Source organism: Streptomyces virginiae (assembly GCF_040638905.1).
GTDB lineage: Bacteria > Actinomycetota > Actinomycetes > Streptomycetales > Streptomycetaceae > Streptomyces > Streptomyces virginiae_B.
In genome coordinates, this window is the sequence record NZ_JBEZYV010000007.1 from 29,590 (window position 1) to 46,759 (window position 17,170).

Annotated in this window: 15 protein-coding genes and 1 riboswitch; of the genes, 8 read left to right on the plus strand and 7 right to left on the minus strand. The window is 69.9% G+C overall.

All coding sequences use genetic code 11. The features are described from left to right. Nucleotides 1–272 precede the first annotated feature (272 nt). Nucleotides 273–863, minus strand: coding sequence for a TetR/AcrR family transcriptional regulator (locus AB0F82_RS12335; RefSeq protein WP_362626185.1), 591 nt, complete (start codon nucleotides 861–863; stop codon nucleotides 273–275). A gap of 83 nt (nucleotides 864–946) precedes the next feature. On the opposite strand from AB0F82_RS12335, the gene AB0F82_RS12340 reads away from it, so the two are divergent. Further along, entirely contained in the window at nucleotides 947–1,708 is a 762-nt protein-coding gene (locus tag AB0F82_RS12340) for an SDR family oxidoreductase (RefSeq protein WP_362626188.1), read from the plus strand. Nucleotides 1,709–1,711: 3 nt separating this feature from the next. On the opposite strand, the gene AB0F82_RS12345 is transcribed toward AB0F82_RS12340, so the two are convergent. Further along, nucleotides 1,712–2,593 carry a leishmanolysin-related zinc metalloendopeptidase gene (locus tag AB0F82_RS12345; protein WP_362626191.1) on the minus strand — a complete coding sequence of 294 codons (882 nt, stop codon included), beginning with the start codon at nucleotides 2,591–2,593 and terminating at the stop codon, nucleotides 1,712–1,714. 258 nt (nucleotides 2,594–2,851) lie between these two features. Here AB0F82_RS12345 and nagB point away from each other — a divergent pair, with 258 nt between their 5' ends. After that, a complete protein-coding gene (gene nagB, locus AB0F82_RS12350) occupies nucleotides 2,852–3,637 on the plus strand; it encodes a glucosamine-6-phosphate deaminase (protein ID WP_362626194.1) in 786 nt (261 codons plus the stop codon). 112 nt (nucleotides 3,638–3,749) lie between these two features. On the opposite strand, the gene AB0F82_RS12355 is transcribed toward nagB, so the two are convergent. From AB0F82_RS12355 to AB0F82_RS12370, 4 genes are all read right to left on the minus strand, one after another. Beyond that, nucleotides 3,750–5,252: a glycoside hydrolase family 3 protein gene (locus tag AB0F82_RS12355; protein ID WP_362626197.1), complete on the minus strand. Its 1,503-nt coding sequence runs from the start codon at nucleotides 5,250–5,252 to the stop codon at nucleotides 3,750–3,752. 7 nt (nucleotides 5,253–5,259) lie between these two features. After that, on the minus strand, nucleotides 5,260–6,150 hold the full coding sequence (locus AB0F82_RS12360; protein ID WP_436842076.1) for a carbohydrate ABC transporter permease: 891 nt from the start codon (nucleotides 6,148–6,150) through the stop codon (nucleotides 5,260–5,262). Then, nucleotides 6,147–7,172 (minus strand): carbohydrate ABC transporter permease, encoded by a 1,026-nt coding sequence (locus AB0F82_RS12365; RefSeq protein WP_362626200.1) that lies wholly within the window; start codon nucleotides 7,170–7,172, stop codon nucleotides 6,147–6,149. The genes AB0F82_RS12360 and AB0F82_RS12365 overlap by 4 nt, the downstream gene beginning before the upstream one ends. 126 nt (nucleotides 7,173–7,298) lie before the next feature. Then, nucleotides 7,299–8,579, minus strand: a complete 1,281-nt coding sequence (locus AB0F82_RS12370) for an extracellular solute-binding protein (protein WP_362626203.1) — start codon at nucleotides 8,577–8,579, stop codon at nucleotides 7,299–7,301. 289 nt (nucleotides 8,580–8,868) lie between these two features. On the opposite strand from AB0F82_RS12370, the gene AB0F82_RS12375 reads away from it, so the two are divergent. From AB0F82_RS12375 to AB0F82_RS12385, 3 genes are all read left to right on the plus strand, one after another. Beyond that, nucleotides 8,869–9,633 carry a GntR family transcriptional regulator gene (locus tag AB0F82_RS12375; protein WP_356815421.1) on the plus strand — a complete coding sequence of 255 codons (765 nt, stop codon included), beginning with the start codon at nucleotides 8,869–8,871 and terminating at the stop codon, nucleotides 9,631–9,633. Nucleotides 9,634–9,763: 130 nt separating this feature from the next. Continuing rightward, on the plus strand, nucleotides 9,764–11,986 hold the full coding sequence (locus tag AB0F82_RS12380; RefSeq protein WP_362626206.1) for a carbon starvation CstA family protein: 2,223 nt from the start codon (nucleotides 9,764–9,766) through the stop codon (nucleotides 11,984–11,986). After that, nucleotides 11,983–12,180, plus strand: a complete 198-nt coding sequence (locus AB0F82_RS12385; RefSeq protein ID WP_030016682.1) for a CstA-like transporter-associated (seleno)protein — start codon at nucleotides 11,983–11,985, stop codon at nucleotides 12,178–12,180. The genes AB0F82_RS12380 and AB0F82_RS12385 overlap by 4 nt, the downstream gene beginning before the upstream one ends. Before the next feature lie 49 nt (nucleotides 12,181–12,229). Here AB0F82_RS12385 and AB0F82_RS12390 read toward each other — a convergent pair whose 3' ends face one another. Further along, complete coding sequence (locus AB0F82_RS12390; protein WP_356815416.1) at nucleotides 12,230–12,820, minus strand: Uma2 family endonuclease; 591 nt, start codon at nucleotides 12,818–12,820, stop codon at nucleotides 12,230–12,232. Between the two features lie 79 nt (nucleotides 12,821–12,899). On the opposite strand from AB0F82_RS12390, the gene AB0F82_RS12395 reads away from it, so the two are divergent. The 3 genes from AB0F82_RS12395 (at nucleotide 12,900) to AB0F82_RS12405 (ending at nucleotide 17,103) form a co-directional block, all read left to right on the plus strand. Continuing rightward, nucleotides 12,900–13,397: a GNAT family N-acetyltransferase gene (locus AB0F82_RS12395; RefSeq protein ID WP_362626210.1), complete on the plus strand. Its 498-nt coding sequence runs from the start codon at nucleotides 12,900–12,902 to the stop codon at nucleotides 13,395–13,397. Between the two features lie 51 nt (nucleotides 13,398–13,448). After that, a riboswitch (cobalamin riboswitch) is annotated at nucleotides 13,449–13,570 on the plus strand. 135 nt (nucleotides 13,571–13,705) lie between these two features. Next, a complete protein-coding gene (locus tag AB0F82_RS12400) occupies nucleotides 13,706–16,087 on the plus strand; it encodes a ribonucleoside-diphosphate reductase subunit alpha (RefSeq protein ID WP_362626213.1) in 2,382 nt (793 codons plus the stop codon). After that, nucleotides 16,087–17,103: a ribonucleotide-diphosphate reductase subunit beta gene (locus AB0F82_RS12405; RefSeq protein WP_356815413.1), complete on the plus strand. Its 1,017-nt coding sequence runs from the start codon at nucleotides 16,087–16,089 to the stop codon at nucleotides 17,101–17,103. The genes AB0F82_RS12400 and AB0F82_RS12405 overlap by 1 nt, the downstream gene beginning before the upstream one ends. The last annotated feature ends 67 nt before the right edge of the window (nucleotides 17,104–17,170 follow it).

The following is a 17,170-nucleotide window of genomic DNA, read 5'->3' on the forward strand; positions in this document are numbered from 1 at the left end:
GCGTAGTGTTGGAGGAAGTGACGGGTTTCCCGCTACCGTCATTGGATGGACAGAACAGAATGGTCTAGTCCAGAATTGACTTAGAGTCTCCGCCCTCCCCGCACAGGAGGACGGATCGAGGTGGTCGCGCGCTCTGCCCTGACCGCGCTGACACCTCTCACCGGCCGCCGGGAACCGCACACCTGACGGCCGTTAGTACTCCGGGCTACGGTGCCGGACGGGTTGAGGGTCCCGTCCTGCACCGTGGCCCAGAGGAATTTACGGGGCCTTTTTCACGGCCAGGCCAGCAGGGCGCGCTCCGCCACCGCCTCCAGCTCTTTCCGGGTCGCCCCGTCGCGCGACTGCTGGGACATCCCCTGGAGCACGGCTCCGGCGTACCGGGCCAGCGCCCGCGCGTCCGTGTTCACGGGCAGCTCGCCGGTGGCGATGTCGGCGCGGATCCGGCTCTCGAAGAGCTCCAGGTTGGCGTTGCGGCGATCGCGCAGCGCCTGGGCCACCTCCTCCGAGGTGGTGTTGGTGGCCGCGCTGATCACCATGCAGCCCGGCGGGTGGGCCGGGTCGGTGTAGACCTCGGCCGCCTCGCGCAGGATGCGCCCGACGGCGGCGCGGGCGGTGGGCTCCTCGGCCAGCGCCACGGCGGCGAAGTCGCCGTAGCGGCTCCCGTACACCACGACGACCTCGTCGAAGAGCTTGCGCTTGTCGCCGAAGGCCGCGTAGAGGCTGGGCGCGCTGATGCCGATCGAGGTGGTCAGGTCGGAGATCGAGGTCGCCTCGTAGCCACGTTCCCAGAAGGCCGCCATCGCCTTGTCCAGGGCGGCGTCACGGTCGAAGGAGCGGGGCCTGCCGCGCTGTCCGGTCACCATTCCCACATTCTATAGCGGGCGCTAAGGAATCTGGTACGGTCCTTTCTGTAGCGACCACTAGCAAATGCGGAGGGGGGCGCGTCATGGGCGTGCTCGAAGGAAAGACGGCACTGGTCACGGGCGGCAGCCGGGGCATCGGCCGGGCCGTGGCGGAGCGGCTGGCACGGGACGGGGCACTGGTGGCGGTGCACTACGGCCGCAACGCGGCCGCGGCCGGGGAGACCGTCGCGGCGATCGGGGCGGCGGGCGGGCGGGCCTTCGCCATCGGTGCCGAGCTGGGGGTCCCGGGGGACGCACAGGCCCTCTGGGCGGCGTACGAGGCCCACCCCGCGCACACGGAGGCGGTGGACATCCTCGTGAACAACGCGGGGGCGGCGACCTTCGCGGGGATCGCGGACACCGACGAGGAGGCCTACGACCGGGCGCACGCGCTGAACGCCAAGGCGCCGTTCTTCGTGATCAAGCACGGGCTGGCGCGGCTGCGTGACGGGGGCCGGATCGTGAACGTGACCGGCACCCCGGACCTCGCGCTGCCGGCGATCCTCGCGACGGTCATGGCGAAGGGCGCGGCGAACGCCATGACGCGCTCGCTGGCCGCCGAGCTGGCGCCGCGGGGGATCACCGTGAACTCGGTGGGGCCGGGGATCACCGAGACGGATCTGAACGCGGTCCTGCTCGGGGACCCCGCGACCCGGGCCCACCTGGCCGCCCGCTCGGTCTTCCACCGGGTGGGCACGGCGGAGGAGGTGGCGGACGTGGTGGCCTTCCTGGCCTCGGCGGACTCCCGCTGGGTCACCGGCCAGCACCTGGACGCCACGGGCGGCCTGCAGTTGGCACTGACCTAGTCTTCAAGGCCGTTCGGAGGGGATGGAGCTGGGGACGGTCGGGAGCACGATGCCCCGCGGGGCCTGGGACGGCCCTTCGCCGGCCGCCGCGATCGCCATGAGGTCGGGCAGTTCGTAGGACTCCGCGCCATCGAGGTCGACCTCGTAGCCGATGTCCCCGAGGCTCGCCGCGGTCAGCCGGCTCAGCGGGTTTCCTGCCGCGGCGATGGTCGGCGACATCAGTTCGTTGCCGAAGACCGTCTCGCGCCAGTGACTGCCCGCGCTGCCCGGGCCGCCGACGTTCGCGACCGGGACCGGGAGGGGCTGCCCCTCACCGCGGAGAAGGCCGAACTCCGCCATGGCGCCCGGGCCGACGAAGGTGGGGTTGCCCGGCATGACGATCGGGGGCCAGTCCTTCAGCAGGCCGAAGGCGCTCCAGACGAATGCGCCGACCCCCAGGCAGTGACCCATCTCGTGGGTGATGACGTCGAGCAGTGAGCCGTCGTCTTCCATCTGGCCGAGGTCGGCCTTGTCGAACCGCATGATGGCCTTCACCGGGAGACCCGCCCCGGCGAGCGCCGTCTGGGGCCGGAAGACGCGCGGTCCGGCCTCGCCGAGGACGCCGAAGACGCCGTCGAGGAACACTCCTTCGGCGTCGATCAGGATGTCGTCGACGATCACCTCGCCGCTGAAGTCGCGGATGATCGCGGTCTCCAGGTCACCGACGATGACCCGTGCCCAGCGCTCGGCCGCCTCGGCGAAGACGTCCTTCTGGCTGTTCGACAGCCCTCCGATGAAGCGGACCTCGATCTGGAACGGGGAGGTGGTCTCCGCGAGATCGGCGGCGCGCGTGGCGCTCGCCACGGCTCTGTAACTCTCGAAGGTGTAGGTCGGATTCCTGGCCATGACTACCACTCCGATCGCAAATAGCACGATTTACCTACCAAAGCCACCCTATGCGACAAAGGAGTTGTAGACAGGGCAACCAATCGCAGGTCAGACCGGCTGTGGCCCCGTGCACCGCACCGGCCTCCCGGGCGACCCTCAGGAGGCCGGAGGGCGGGATCGGGATCACCATGGAAAGCGGCGGGACCCGCCGCACCCGGCCCCCCTCTGCTAGATTGGTCTATACCACACCACCCACTCCAGATCGGCAGGCCCCGCGTGGAAGTTGTCATCGTCCCGGACGCCAAGGCAGGCGGCGAGCTCATCGCGGAGGCCATGGCCGCCCTGGTGCGCCGCAAGCCCGACGCCCTGCTCGGCGTGGCGACCGGCTCTACCCCGCTGCCCGTCTACGAGGCGCTCGCGCGCAAGGTCGGGGCGGGGGAGGTCGACGCCTCCGCGGCCCGGATATGCCAGCTCGACGAGTACGTCGGCCTGCCGGCCGGCCACCCCGAGTCCTACCGCGCCGTCGTCCTGCGCGAGGTCGTCGAGCCCCTCGGCCTGACGGAGGCCTCCTTCATGGGCCCCGACGGTTCGGCCGAGGACCTCGTCGCCGCCTGCGAGGCCTACGACCGGGCCCTCGCCGAGGCCGGCGGCGTCGACCTGCAGCTGCTGGGCATCGGCACGGACGGGCACATCGGCTTCAACGAGCCCTGCTCGTCCCTGGCCTCGCGCACCCGCATCAAGACGCTGACGGAGCAGACCCGCGTGGACAACGCGCGCTTCTTCGACGACGACCTGGAGCAGGTGCCGCACCACGTCATCACCCAGGGCATCGGCACCATCCTCGACGCCCGCCACCTGGTGCTGCTGGCCACCGGCGAGGGCAAGGCCGAGGCCGTCGCGCAGACCGTCGAGGGTCCGCTGTCCGCTCTCGTACCGGCGTCCGCGCTGCAACTGCACCGGCACGCCACCGTCGTCGTGGACGAGGCCGCCGCCTCGAAGCTCAAGCTGGCCGACTACTTCCGCCATGCCTACGCCAACAAGCCGTCCTGGCAGGGTCTGTAGGCCTCCGCACGGCCAAGGCCGGGCTCCCCTCGGGGGGCCCGGCCCTTCCTCGTACGCGGCGGAGCCGGGCACCACCCCTGTGACAGGTGCCCGGCTCCGGTTCCGCGGCGCGTCACATGGCCGTGACGGCCCCCGCGACGACCTCGGCGGCGGCGCGTCCGCAGACGCGCGCGGCACCGTGCGTGGCGATGTGCAGGGCCCCGCGCGGCTCGGCGCGCGGCAGCCCCATCTCGACCACCACCGTGTCCGGCCGGGCCTCGACCAGGGCGTCCAGCACCTCGGCCATCCACGGGTGGCGGTGCGTGTCGCGGACCACCGCGACCACGGTGCGCTCCCCCGCCGCCGCCAGGATCTGCGCGGCGGTGGCGCCCTGCGGGTAGAGGTCCGAGACCGTGTCCGGCAGCAGCTCGGCCAGCTCGGCGGCCGGGCCCCACGGGGTCTCGTCGCCGACCGCGATGTTCGCGACCGGGGTGAGGGTCGCGACGTACGGGCCGGTCAGCGGGCCGGCCACACCGGTGACGACGAGGGCCCGGCGGGCGGCGGTCAGGCCGATGCCGGACGCGCGGCTCCCCTCCGGCCGCGCGTCGGGCCGGGCCTCCCGGGTCCACGCGGCCAGCGCGCGGACCCGGGCGGCCGCGTCGGCGAGGCGCTCCTGGGGGAGCGTGCCCTCCCGTACGGCCGCGACCAGGGCGTCGCGCAGCCGCAGGACGGTGGCCTCGTCGGCGAGTCCGCCTCCGACGCAGATGGCGTCGGCTCCCGCCGCGATGGCCAGGACCGAGCCGCGCTCGATCCCGTACGTCCCGGCGATGGCGTGCATCTCCATGCCGTCGGTGACGATGAGGCCCTCGTAGCCGAGCTCCTTGCGCAGCAGGCCGGTCAGGATCTGCGGGCTGAGCGTGGCCGGCCGGGTCGGGTCGAGGGCGGGCACCAGGATGTGGGCGCTCATCACGGCCTTCGTCCCGGCCTCGATGGCGGCCTTGAACGGTACGAGTTCCCGCGCGGCGAGGGTGTCGAGGTCGACGTCGATGCGGGGCAGGGCGTGGTGGGAGTCGACGTTGGTGTCGCCGTGACCCGGGAAGTGCTTGGTGCACGCGGCGACGCCGGCGGCCTGGAGCCCCTCGACGTAGGCGGCGGTGTGCCGGGCGGCGAGGTGGGTGTCGGCGCCGAAGGAGCGTACGCCGATGACCGGGTTGTCCGGGTTGGAGTTGACGTCGGCGGAGGGGGCCCAGTTGAGGTTGACCCCGCACTCGGCGAGGCGGCGGCCGAGCTCGCGGGCGACGTCCCGGGTCAGGCCGGTGTCGTCGACGGCGCCGAGGGCCAGGTTTCCGGGGAAGGACGAACCACCCCGGACCTCCAGGCGGGTGACGTCGCCGCCCTCCTCGTCGATGGCGACGAGGACGTCGTCGCGTTCGGCGCGCAGCTGCGCTGTCAGCGCGGCCAGTTGTGCGGGCGAGGCGATGTTGCGGCCGAACAGGCCCACGGAGGTGAGGCCTTCGCCGATCCTGCGGAGCAGCCAGGCGGGGGCGGTGGTGCCCTCGAAGCCGGGCTGGAGGACGGCGAGGGCGTCGCGGGTCACCTCGTCGGAGGCGGTGGCGCGGTGCGCAAGGACGGTCATGGGGGCGTCATCCCTTCACGGCGCCGGCGGTCATGCCGCCGACGGCCTTGCGCTGGAGGAAGATGAAGATCAGCAGGACCGGGACCGCGAAGAGCGAGGAGGCGGCCATGGTGGCGCCCCAGTCGTTGCCGAAGGCGGACATGAACTCGGTCAGCCACAGGGGCAGGGTCTGCGCGGTCTTGTCCTTGTTGAGGATCAGGACCATGGCGAACTCGTTCCAGGCCGTGATGAAGCCGAAGAGCGAGGTGGACATCAGGCCGGGGGCCAGCAGCGGGAAGATCACCTTGCGGAAGGCCTGGCCGCGGGTGCAGCCGTCGATCTGGGCGGCCTCCTCCAGGGTCACCGGGACGGCGGCGATGAAGCCGCGCAGGGTCCAGATGGTGAAGGGGAGGATCATCACGAAGTAGATGGCCGTGAGCAGCGGGAGGCTGTTCAGCATCTCCCCGTCGCGGGCGATCATGTACATCGCGATGACCATGACCTCCCAGGGGGCCATCTGGGCCATCATCACCGTGAGGACCAGGCCCTTGCGTCCCTTGAACCGCATCCGGGCGATGGCGAAGCTCGCGGCGAGGGCGACGAGCAGGGCCAGCAGGACGGCGCCGACGGTGACCAGGACGCTGTTGGTGACGTACGTCCAGAAGTTCTGGACCCCGGTGGCCTTGCCGAAGTTGTCCAGCGTCGGCGTGAAGACGAAGACCGGGTCCTTCGTGAGCATCTGGTCGGACGGCTTGAGGGCCGACGAGAACATCCAGTACACGGGGAAGACGAAGACCAGGGCCAGCAGAAGGGCGCCGAGGTTCTTGGCCACGGCCGCGGGTCGCACCGGGCGGCGGGTGCGGAGCTGCTGTGCGGGCCTCTCGGGAGCCGCGGGCTCCGGGGCGGTGGTCGTGCTCACTGCTCCTCCTCCTGCTTCAGGATCAGGCGGAAGTAGAAGGACATGACGATCACGAGGATCACGATCGTCAGGACGGAGATCGCGGCGGCGAGGCCGTAGTGGGCCTGGCTCTGGCCCTCGACGTAGGCGAAGACCGGCAGGATCTCGGAAGCTCGGTCCGGGCCGCCCTTGTTCATCGCGTAGACCTGGGTGAAGGCCTTGAACACCCAGATCACCTCCAGGAAGGTGGTGATGAGGAAGAAGGGCTTCAGGTTCGGGAAGACGATCTTCCAGAAGGTCTGCCAGCCATTGGCGCCGTCCATGCGGGCGGCCTCGTACAGCTCGGCGCCGACCGTGGTGAGGCCGGCGTACATGTTGAGGGCGACGAAGGGGATGGAGCCCCAGACCACCAGGATCGTGACGATCACCATGGTGGAGAGGCCGGTCTCCATCCAGTTGTGCTGTTCGTAGCCGGAGAAGCCGGCGGTGCGCATGACCCAGTTCATGACGCCGAACTGCTCGTCGAACAGCCACCGGAAGACCTGCACCGAGGCGACGATCGGCATGGCCCAGGCCATCACCAGCGCCATCGAGAGGACCAGGCGCATCTTCTTGCCGAGCTTGTTGAGCAGGATGCCGATGAGGCTGCCCAGCACCATGATCAGCGCGACGTTGGCCAGGGTGAAGGCGAAGCTGCGGACGACGACGGTCCAGAAGTCCGGGTCGCCGAGCAGTTCGGTGTAGTTGTCGAATCCCGCGAAGGGGTACTTCCGCTGGATGAACTCGATCTTGTTGATGTCCTGGAGGGACAGGATCACGTTCTTGATCAGCGGGTACAGCAGGAGCGTCGCGAGGGCGAGCACCGCGGGCGCGACCAGCAGGTAGGGCAGCCACCCGGTGGGGAGCGACTTCCCGCTCCCGCGAGGCGGCCTGGCGCCGGGGCCGGGGCCGGTTGCTGGGGCCGGCGTCTCGGGCAGTCCGGCGGACTTCGGTGGTGCGTCCTGTGGAGCGCTGGTCACCGCTCCCTGGGAGTGCACGGTCATGGCTTGGCTTCCTCGCGGTTGACTGTGGAGTCAAATGCGCGACCGGGGCGCGGCGGGTGTCCGGGCACCTGCCGCACTCCCCGGTGCGTTCACACTGCTGGGTGGTGCGGGTACTGCGGGGCGGGACTACTTGTTGATGCGCTTGGCGATCTCGGCGTCCGCGTCCGCGCCGGCCTTGGCCGCGTCCTCACCCTTGAGGACCTTGGTCATGAACTCCTTGATGGGGTTCGGCTCGGTCTCGACGTTCGCCCAGCCCGCGGTGACCGGGGTGATCTTGCCGTTGACGCCGGCCTTGCCCATGGCCTCGGCGAAGGAGCCCGCGGCCGGGGTGAAGTTGGCGGCGGCCTGGTTCGGCAGCAGCGCGCCCTTGGTCTCGGCGGCGTACTTGGTCATCTGGTCCTTGCCTGCGGCGAGGGCCAACCACTCCTTGGCGAGCTCCTTGTTCTTGGAGCGCTCGGCGACGGCGAGGTTCGAGCCGCCGAGGAAGACGGTGCTGGTCTTGTCGGCGGTCTTGCCCGGGATCGGGAAGTAGCCGAAGTCGGCTTCCTTGCCCGCGGCCTTCAGGGCCTTCTCGGCACCGCCGGCCTCCCAGCCGAGACCGATCCAGGAGGCGACGCCGCCCTTGGGGACGATGTCGGTGGACTGCTGCGGGTTGGCCTCGTCCTTGTCCTTGGGGGCGGTGGAGTAGGACTGGACCTTCTTGTAGAACTCCATCGCGGCGCCGGCCTGCGGGGTGCCGAGGCCGCCCTTCCACTTGGCGCCGTCCTTGACGGCGAGGTCGCCGCCCTCGTCCCAGATGAGACCCGCGAGGACGTACCAGCTCTGGCCGGGCAGGTAGATGGGCTGGGTGGCCGGGTCGGCCGCCTTCAGCTTCTCCAGGCCGGCGATCCACTCGTCGCGGGTGGTGGGCGGGGTGACGCCGGCCTTCGCGAAGGCCTTCTTGTCGTAGATGACGACGCGGTTGGCGGCGTACCAGGGGGCGGAGTAGAGCTTGCCGTCGACCTCGGCCGAGGCGAGCATGCTCTTCTGCCAGGCGTCAGCGCCGAGCTGGGCCTTCTCCTTGGTGAGGTCGGCGAGACCGCCGGTGACCGCGTAGCCGGCGGTCTGGGTGTTGCCGAGCTCGAGGACGTCCGGAGGGTTGTTCTCGGAGAGGGCCGTGGTGACCTTCTCCTGGATGCCGGTCCACTTCTGCTCCTCGACCTTGACCGTCACACCGGGGTGCTTGGCCGAGAACTCCTTGTTGACCTCGTCGATCCAGGCCTTCGGCGCGGAGCCGTCCATGACCCAGACGGTGATCTCCTTGGGACCCGCGTCGGCCTTGGCCTTGTCGTCGTCCCCATTGCCACACGCCGCGAGTCCGACCATCATGCCCGCGACACCGACCGCCGCGATGAGCTTGCGCTTCACGCCACCCTCCTCAGGGATGCCTGCCTGCACTTCCCTTGCCCGCCGCGGTGACATACGCGAAGTACTGCCGTGGGGCTGGGATCTGATCCATATTGGTGTAGACCAGTAGCTGGAGCTTGGCCTAGACCTTTAGGGGTGTCAAGGGTCTAATGAGCGGGTGTCCCGTCCGTTATCGGACCGACACCTGGGGAGAGAGAAGGCCTGTCCCCCCAGCCGTGTCACCATGTGACCGCACATATCGGAGGAGCCGGTGACGGCAGCGAAACTGGAGTCGGGAAGGCGGGCGGCGATGGCCACCGAAGGGGCACTCACGGAGCCGGACGGCGGGGCAGTCACTCGCACGGCGCGTGTACCCAAGTACTACCGACTCAAGCGGCACTTGCTCGACATGACCGAGACGCTGCCGCCCGGCACCCCGGTACCGCCGGAGCGCACGCTCGCGGCCGAATTCGACACCTCGCGCACCACGGTCCGCCAAGCCCTCCAAGAGCTGGTCGTCGAGGGGCGACTGGAGCGGATCCAGGGCAAAGGCACCTTCGTCGCCAAGCCCAAAGTCTCGCAGGCCCTGCAACTGACCTCCTACACGGAGGACATGCGGGCCCAGGGCCTGGAACCGACCTCACAACTCCTCGACATCGGCTACGTGACCGCCGACGACACCCTTGCCGGACTGCTCAAGATCAACACCGGTGGGCGGGTGCTGCGCATCGAGCGCCTGCGGCTGGCCAGCGGAGAGCCGATGGCCATCGAGACCACCCACCTTTCGGCCAAGCGCTTCCCCGCGCTGCGCCGGTCGCTCGCCAAGTACACCTCCCTCTACACGGCCCTCGCCGAGGTGTACGACGTCCACCTCGCGGAGGCCGAGGAGACCATCGAGACCTCCCTGGCCACCCCGCGCGAGGCGGGCCTGCTCGGCACCGACGTCGGGCTGCCGATGCTGATGCTGTCCCGGCACTCCCTGGACGCCGACGGCGAACCGGTGGAGTGGGTGCGATCGGTGTACCGCGGCGACCGCTACAAGTTCGTCGCCAGGCTCAAGCGCCCCGCCGCCTGAGGCACCTCCCCCGGCCCCCCCGCGTAGCGGATCCCCGCGACCGGAATGCGGTCGGGGTCTTACGTTCACCAGCCAATCCCCCGTAGATTCCGCCTGCTCACGCAGATGATCGACGAGGGGACGAGAGGTCATGCCTGAACCGGAAGCAACAGGGACACAACGGGACACGGCGAGTCCGGGGACCCCATCGGGCTCGCCCTCCCCCAAGTCCATCGCCGTGTGGGTGCTCGTCGGGCTCGTCGGCGCCATCGGCTGGGGCGTGCTGGCGCTCTCGCGCGGCGAGGAGATCTCCGCGGCCTGGCTGCTCGCCGCCGCGCTGGGCTCGTACGCCATCGCCTACCGCTTCTACGCCCGCTTCATCTCGCAGCGCGTGCTGAAGGTCGACGCGACGCGGGCCACCCCCGCCGAACGCCTTGACAACGGTGTCGACTTCCATCCCACCGACCGCCGGGTGCTCTTCGGCCACCACTTCGCCGCCGTCGCCGGCGCCGGACCGCTCGTCGGACCCGTCCTCGCCGCGCAGATGGGCTACTTGCCCGGGACCATCTGGATCGTCGCGGGCGTGATCTTCGCCGGCGCCGTCCAGGACATGGTGACACTGTTCTTCTCCACCCGCCGCGACGGCCGTTCGCTCGGCCAGATGGCGCGGGACGAGATCGGCCCCGTGGGCGGAGCCGCCGCCCTGGTCGCCGTGTTCGCCATCATGATCATCCTGCTGGCGGTGCTGGCACTGGTCATCGTCAACGCCCTGGCGCACTCCCCCTGGGGTGTCTTCTCCATCGGCATGACCATCCCTATCGCCGTCTTCATGGGCTTCTACCTGCGCGTCCTGCGGCCGGGCCGGGTCACCGAGGTCTCCCTCATCGGCGTCGCCCTGCTGCTGCTCGCCATCGTCGCGGGCGGCTGGGTCGCCGAGTCCTCCTTCGCCGGGACCTTCACCCTGGAGAAGGAGACGCTCGTCATCTGGATGGTGGTGTACGGCTTCCTGGCGTCGGTCCTCCCGGTGTGGATGCTGCTCGCGCCCCGCGACTACCTGTCCACCTTCATGAAGGTCGGCACCATCGCGCTCCTCGCGATCGGCGTGGTGGTCGCGATGCCGACGCTGAAGATGCCGTCGGTCACCGACTTCGCGGCCCGCGGCGACGGCCCGGTCTTCGCCGGGTCGATGTTTCCGTTCGTCTTCATCACCATCGCGTGCGGCGCGCTCTCGGGCTTCCACGCCCTGGTCTCCTCGGGCACCACCCCGAAGATGATCCAGAAGGAGACCCAGGTCCGCATGATCGGCTACGGCGCCATGCTGACCGAGTCCTTCGTCGCCGTCATGGCGATCATCGCGGCCTGCATCATCGAGCCCGGCCTCTTCTTCGCCGTCAACTCCCCCGGCGGGGTCATCGGCACCACCGTCGAGTCCGCCTCTCAGGCGGTGACGAACTTCGGCTTCGCCATCTCGCCCGAGGCGCTCACCCAGGCCGCCAAGGACGTCGAGGAAGCCAGCCTGCTGTCCCGTACCGGCGGCGCGCCGACCTTCGCACTCGGGATGTCGGAGATCTTCTCCTCCGTCATCGGCGGCGCCGGGATGAAGGCGTTCTGGTACCACTTCGCGATCATGTTCGAGGCGCTCTTCATCCTGACGACGCTCGACGCCGGCACCCGCGTGGGCCGGTTCATGCTCCAGGACACCCTCGGCAACGTCCACAAGTCCTTCAAGGACGTCAGCTGGAAGCCCGGCGTGTGGTTCGCGAGCGCGATCGTGGTCGGCGCGTGGGGCTACTTCCTGTGGGTCGGCATCAAGGACCCGCTGGGCGGCATCAACCAGCTCTTCCCGCTCTTCGGCATCGCCAACCAGCTGCTGGCCGCGGTCGCGCTGGCCGTCTGCACCACGCTGCTGGTGAAGTCCGGCCGGCTCAAGTGGGCCTGGGTGACGGGCGTCCCGCTGGTCTGGGACGCCACGGTGACCCTCACCGCCAGCTACCAGAAGGTCTTCTCCGAGGACGTGAAGGTCGGCTTCTTCGCCCAGCGCGACAAATACCAGGCGGGCATCGACGCCGACAAGGTCCTGGCCCCGGCCAAGAACATGGACGACATGCACACGATCGTCACCAACGCCACGGTGGACGGCGTGCTGTGCGCCCTCTTCGCGGTGCTGATCATCGTGGTCCTCGCGGACGCGCTCCGCACCTGCCTCAAGGCTGTCCGCGACCCGGGGTCGGCGAAGCTCTCCGAGGTCCCGTGGACCGAGTCGAAGATCGTCGCCCCGGCGGGCCTGATCGCGACCGCCGAGGAGCGCGCCCAGCTCGCCGCCGCGGCCGACCGCGATTTGGGCGGCGGGCAGGTCAAGGAGCCGGTGGGGTGAGCACCGTACGGAGCGTGCTGGCCAGGGCCAGGTTCTACGTACGGGAGTTCTCCGGGGAGGCCGCGTACGACCGGTACGTCGCCCATGCCCGCTCCCACGACCCGGACGCGGAGGTCCTCACCCGCCGCGCCTTCGAACGCGCCCGCACCGACGCCCGCGAGGCCGACCCCCGCGAGGGCTTCCGCTGCTGCTGACACACACGTAGGGCCCCGCCGCACGACGCGGCGGGGCCCTACGGTGTGCTCAGCGCACCCAGTCCTTGAGGACTTCGGTCTGCAGGGTGATGCCGACGGGGTCGGGCAACGCGATGTCCGTCCCATAGGGCACGATGTGGATACTCTCGTACCGCTGGCCGTTGGGCTGGCTGTAGACGGAGACCTCGCACTTGGCCCGGTCGATCAGCAGGTAAAGGGGGATGCCGGTCTCCGCGTACGCGCGGGGCTTCTCGACATGATCCCGCCGGTGGGTGTCCGAATCCCACGAGGTCACCTCGACAGCCATGAGGATCGGGTCGGGGTCGACCCAGTCGCCCTGCCCGACGAAAGCATCCGGATGCGCCAGCACCGCATCGGGGATGGCCCGACCGGTCCGGTACTGATCCACCTTGATTCCCTGGCCTGGATGCAGGAAGAGGTCATCCGGCCGTGACTGCATGCAGATCTTGAGCAGCCACTGAATGATCCGCCCGTGGTCCCCGTCCGGCACTGCCTTACTCCTGATCACCCCGTCGATGAACTCCAGCCGTGTCCCCTCCCTCTCGCGGGCCGCTATGCGCGCGACGGCTTCGAAGTCCTGTGTCTGCATGTGGGGACGGTGGCCGGTCATCACGGTCATGCCTCGCTCGCCTTTCTCGACGGTGCTGCCTTCCGACGATAGCGCCGGGCGCCGACAGGCGTCCTGCACACTCGACCGCATGGACATCACGATCAGAGCGGTCCGGGACGCCGACCACGCCGAGCTGGGCGAGATCACGGCGCGGGCCTACCTCGCCGACGGGCACCTGGACTTCAACGAGGACGACGTCTACCTCAACGTGCTGCGCGACGTGGCCGGCCGGGCCGCGCAGGCCGAGGTGCTCGTCGCCGAGCGCGACGGGCAGGTGCTCGGCGGGGTGACCTTCGCCGCACCCGGCAGCCCGCTCGCCGACATCGCAGGCCCGGACGAGGCCGAGTTCCGGATGCTCGCGGTGGCCCACGCGGCCCGCGGACAGGGCGCCGGCGAGGCCCTGGTGCGGGCGTGCATCGAACGGGCGCGGGCCGTCGAGGGCGTCACGGGCGTCGTCCTCTCCACCCAGCGCAGCATGGCCGGGGCCCACCGGATCTACGCGCGCCTGGGCTTCGTACGCACTCCGGAGCGTGACTGGGCGCCCGTCGAAGGCCTGACACTCCTGACGTACCGACTCAAGCTGTAGCGACGCCGACACTACATGTGGGGGTTGCCGCACAAGGCCGCCCCCACATGTATGCTCATGCCTGCTGTCGCCGCAGGGGAATCCGGTGGGAATCCGGAACTGTCCCGCAACGGTATGAAGTGTCCGGCAACCGGACACCAAGTCCGATGACCTGCCGTCAGCGCGCCCGGATCGACCGACCCGGGTGCCGACACGTCCGGGCCTCGCGGTTGGGCCGGTGGACGCCATGCGGTGTGCCCTCCTGCCACGCCCGCATGCGCCCTCGCCCCCCGCCGATGCCCCGGGCCGAGCGAGGGAGAGCTCCCGCCGTGACCATCGCGCCTTCCGCACCGCGCGCCGAGTCCGTTTCTGGCGACAACACCGAGGGCCCGGGGGCCACGCTGCTGCGTACCCTCACCGAACTTACGGCGGACCTCCCCGACACCGACCCCGGCCGCGTCGCCGCCGCCGCGCTCCGCGGCCGCAGCTCCGCCGCCGACGACGCCGAACTGCGCGGGCTGGCCACCGAGTCCGCCGCCGGACTGATCTCCGAAGACCCCGCGTACTCCAAGCTCGCCGCCCGCCTGCTGACGCTGGCCGTGCGTGACGAGGCCGCGAGCCAGGGCTCCACCTCCTTCTCCGCCTCCGTCGAGGTCGGCCACCGCGAGGGCCTCATCGCCGACCGCACCGCCGAGTTCGTGCGCACGCACGCGAGCCGCCTGGACGCGCTGGTCGAGCACACCCTCGCCGAGGGCGCCGACGACCGTTTCGGCTTCTTCGGCCTGCGCACCCTGCACAGCCGCTACCTGCTGCGCCACCCGATCACCCGTCAGGTCATCGAGACCCCGCAGTACTTCATGCTGCGCGTGGCCTGCGGCCTCGCCGCGGACGAGAGCGTCCAGGCCGTCGAGGAAGTGGCCTCGCTGTACCGGCTGATGAGCCGCCTCGACTACCTGCCCTCCTCCCCCACGCTCTTCAACTCCGGCACCCGGCACCCGCAGATGTCCTCCTGCTACCTGCTGGACTCCCCGCTGGACGAGCTGGACTCCATCTACGACCGCTACCACCAGGTCGCACGCCTGTCGAAGCACGCGGGCGGCATCGGCCTGTCGTACTCCCGCATCCGCGCCCGCGGTTCCCTGATCCGCGGCACCAACGGCCACTCCAACGGCATCGTGCCGTTCCTGAAGACCCTCGACGCGTCCGTCGCCGCCGTGAACCAGGGCGGCCGCCGCAAGGGCGCCGCCGCGGTCTACCTGGAGACCTGGCACGCGGACATCGAGGAGTTCCTGGAGCTCCGCGACAACACCGGTGAGGACCAGCGCCGCACCCACAACCTGAACCTCGCCCACTGGGTCCCGGACGAGTTCATGCGCCGCGTGAACGCCGACGCCGAGTGGTCGCTGTTCTCCCCGGCCGACGTGCCCGAGCTGGTCGACCTGTGGGGCGACGAGTTCGACGCCGCCTACCGCAAGGCCGAGGCGGACGGCCTCGCCCGCAAGACCATGCCCGCCCGGGACCTGTACGGCCGGATGATGCGCACCCTCGCGCAGACCGGCCAGGGCTGGATGACCTTCAAGGACGCCTCCAACCGCACGGCGAACCAGACCGCCGAGCCGGGCACGGTCGTGCACTCCTCGAACCTGTGCACCGAGATCATCGAGGTCACCAACGACGGCGAGACGGCCGTCTGCAACCTCGGCTCGGTCAACCTGGGTGCCTTCGTCGTGGACGGCGAGATCGACTGGGAGCGCCTCGACGAGACCGTCCGCACCGCCGTGACGTTCCTCGACCGCGTGGTGGACATCAACTTCTACCCGACCGAGCAGGCCGGCCGCTCCAACGCCCGCTGGCGTCCGGTGGGCCTGGGCGCGATGGGCCTCCAGGACGTCTTCTTCAAGCTGAAGCTGCCCTTCGACTCCGCCGCGGCGAAGGCCCTGTCCACCAAGCTCTCCGAGCGCATCATGCTGGCCGCGTACGAGGCCTCCTGCGACCTCGCCGAGCGCAGCGGCCCGCTGCCAGCCTGGGACCAGACGCGCACCGCGCGCGGTGTCCTGCACCCGGACCACTACGACACCGAGCTGAACTGGCCGGAGCGCTGGGACGCGCTGCGCGCCCGCGTGGCCAAGACCGGCATGCGCAACTCCCTGCTCCTTGCCATCGCCCCGACGGCGACGATCGCCTCGATCGCCGGCGTGTACGAGTGCATCGAGCCGCAGGTCTCCAACCTCTTCAAGCGCGAGACTCTGTCGGGGGAGTTCCTCCAGGTGAACGGCTACCTGGTGGAGGAGCTGAAGGCGCTCGGCGTGTGGGACGCCCAGACCCGTGAGGCGCTGCGCGACTCCTCCGGCTCGGTCCAGGGCTTCGGCTGGATCCCGGCCGAGGTCCGCGAGCTGTACCGCACGGCGTGGGAGATCCCGCAGCGCGGTCTGATCGACATGGCGGCGGCCCGTACACCGTTCCTGGACCAGTCGCAGTCGCTGAACCTGTTCCTGGAGACGCCCACGATCGGCAAGCTCAGCTCGATGTACGCGTACGCCTGGAAGCAGGGCCTGAAGACCACGTACTACCTGCGCTCGCGCCCGGCGACGAAGATCGCCCGCGCCGCCCAGGCCGCCACCGCCGCTCCGGTGGCGCTCCCGCAGGCCGTCGACGCCGAGGCGCTTGCCTGCTCCCTTGAGAACCCCGAGTCCTGCGAGGCCTGCCAGTAATGAGCTCCACCGACAAGAAGAACCTCCTGGACCCGGGCTTCGAGCTCACGCTCCGCCCGATGCGCTACCCGGACTTCTACGAGCGCTACCGGGACGCGATCAAGAACACCTGGACCGTCGAGGAGGTCGACCTCCACTCGGACGTCGCCGACCTCGCGAAGCTGACGCCCGCCGAGCAGCACATGATCGGCCGTCTGGTCGCGTTCTTCGCGACGGGCGACTCGATCGTCTCGAACAACCTGGTGCTGACGCTCTACAAGCACATCAACTCCCCCGAGGCGCGCCTGTACCTGTCGCGCCAGCTGTTCGAGGAGGCCGTGCACGTCCAGTTCTATCTGACGCTGCTCGACACCTACCTGCCCGACCCGGACGACCGCGCGGCCGCGTTCGACGCGGTGGAGGAGATCCCCTCCATCCGTGAGAAGGCGCAGTTCTGCTTCAAGTGGATGGACTCGGTCGAGAAGATCGAGCGGCTGGAGACGCAGGCCGACCGCCGCCGCTTCCTGCTGAACCTGATCTGCTTCGCGGCGTGCATCGAGGGCCTGTTCTTCTACGGCGCCTTCGCGTACGTGTACTGGTTCCGCTCCCGCGGTCTGCTGCACGGCCTGGCCACCGGCACCAACTGGGTGTTCCGTGACGAGACCATGCACATGAACTTCGCGTTCGAGGTCGTGGACACGGTCCGCAAGGAGGAGCCCGAACTCTTCGACGATGAGCTCCAGCAGCAGGTCACCGACATGCTGAAGGAGGCCGTGGAGGCGGAGCTGCAGTTCGGCCGCGATCTGTGCGGTGACGGCCTGCCGGGGATGAACACCGAGTCGATGCGCGAGTACCTGGAGTGTGTCGCGGACCAGCGCCTGGTCCGTCTCGGCTTCCCGCCGGTGTACGGCTCGCAGAACCCGTTCTCGTTCATGGAGCTCCAGGGTGTCCAGGAGCTGACGAACTTCTTCGAGCGCCGCCCGTCGGCCTACCAGGTCGCGGTCGAGGGCACGGTCGACCTGGACGAGGACTTCTAAGTCCCACAGGTGCACCGGGAGCCGGGACGCGAGGCGATCGCGTCCCGGCTCTCGGCGTACCGGGGCG

Excerpts from the sequence above, each read along its gene's own strand:
- AB0F82_RS12335 (WP_362626185.1), bottom strand. The coding sequence starts at position 863 with ATGGTGACCGGACAGCGCGGCAGGCCCCGCTCCTTCGACCGTGACGCC.
- AB0F82_RS12340 (WP_362626188.1), top strand. The coding sequence starts at position 947 with ATGGGCGTGCTCGAAGGAAAGACGGCACTGGTCACGGGCGGCAGCCGG.
- AB0F82_RS12345 (WP_362626191.1), bottom strand. The coding sequence starts at position 2,593 with ATGGCCAGGAATCCGACCTACACCTTCGAGAGTTACAGAGCCGTGGCG.
- AB0F82_RS12355 (WP_362626197.1), bottom strand. The coding sequence starts at position 5,252 with ATGACCGTCCTTGCGCACCGCGCCACCGCCTCCGACGAGGTGACCCGC.
- AB0F82_RS12365 (WP_362626200.1), bottom strand. The coding sequence starts at position 7,172 with ATGACCGTGCACTCCCAGGGAGCGGTGACCAGCGCTCCACAGGACGCA.
- AB0F82_RS12375 (WP_356815421.1), top strand. The coding sequence starts at position 8,869 with ATGGCCACCGAAGGGGCACTCACGGAGCCGGACGGCGGGGCAGTCACT.
- AB0F82_RS12380 (WP_362626206.1), top strand. The coding sequence starts at position 9,764 with ATGCCTGAACCGGAAGCAACAGGGACACAACGGGACACGGCGAGTCCG.
- AB0F82_RS12390 (WP_356815416.1), bottom strand. The coding sequence starts at position 12,820 with ATGACCGTGATGACCGGCCACCGTCCCCACATGCAGACACAGGACTTC.
- AB0F82_RS12395 (WP_362626210.1), top strand. The coding sequence starts at position 12,900 with ATGGACATCACGATCAGAGCGGTCCGGGACGCCGACCACGCCGAGCTG.
- AB0F82_RS12405 (WP_356815413.1), top strand. The coding sequence starts at position 16,087 with ATGAGCTCCACCGACAAGAAGAACCTCCTGGACCCGGGCTTCGAGCTC.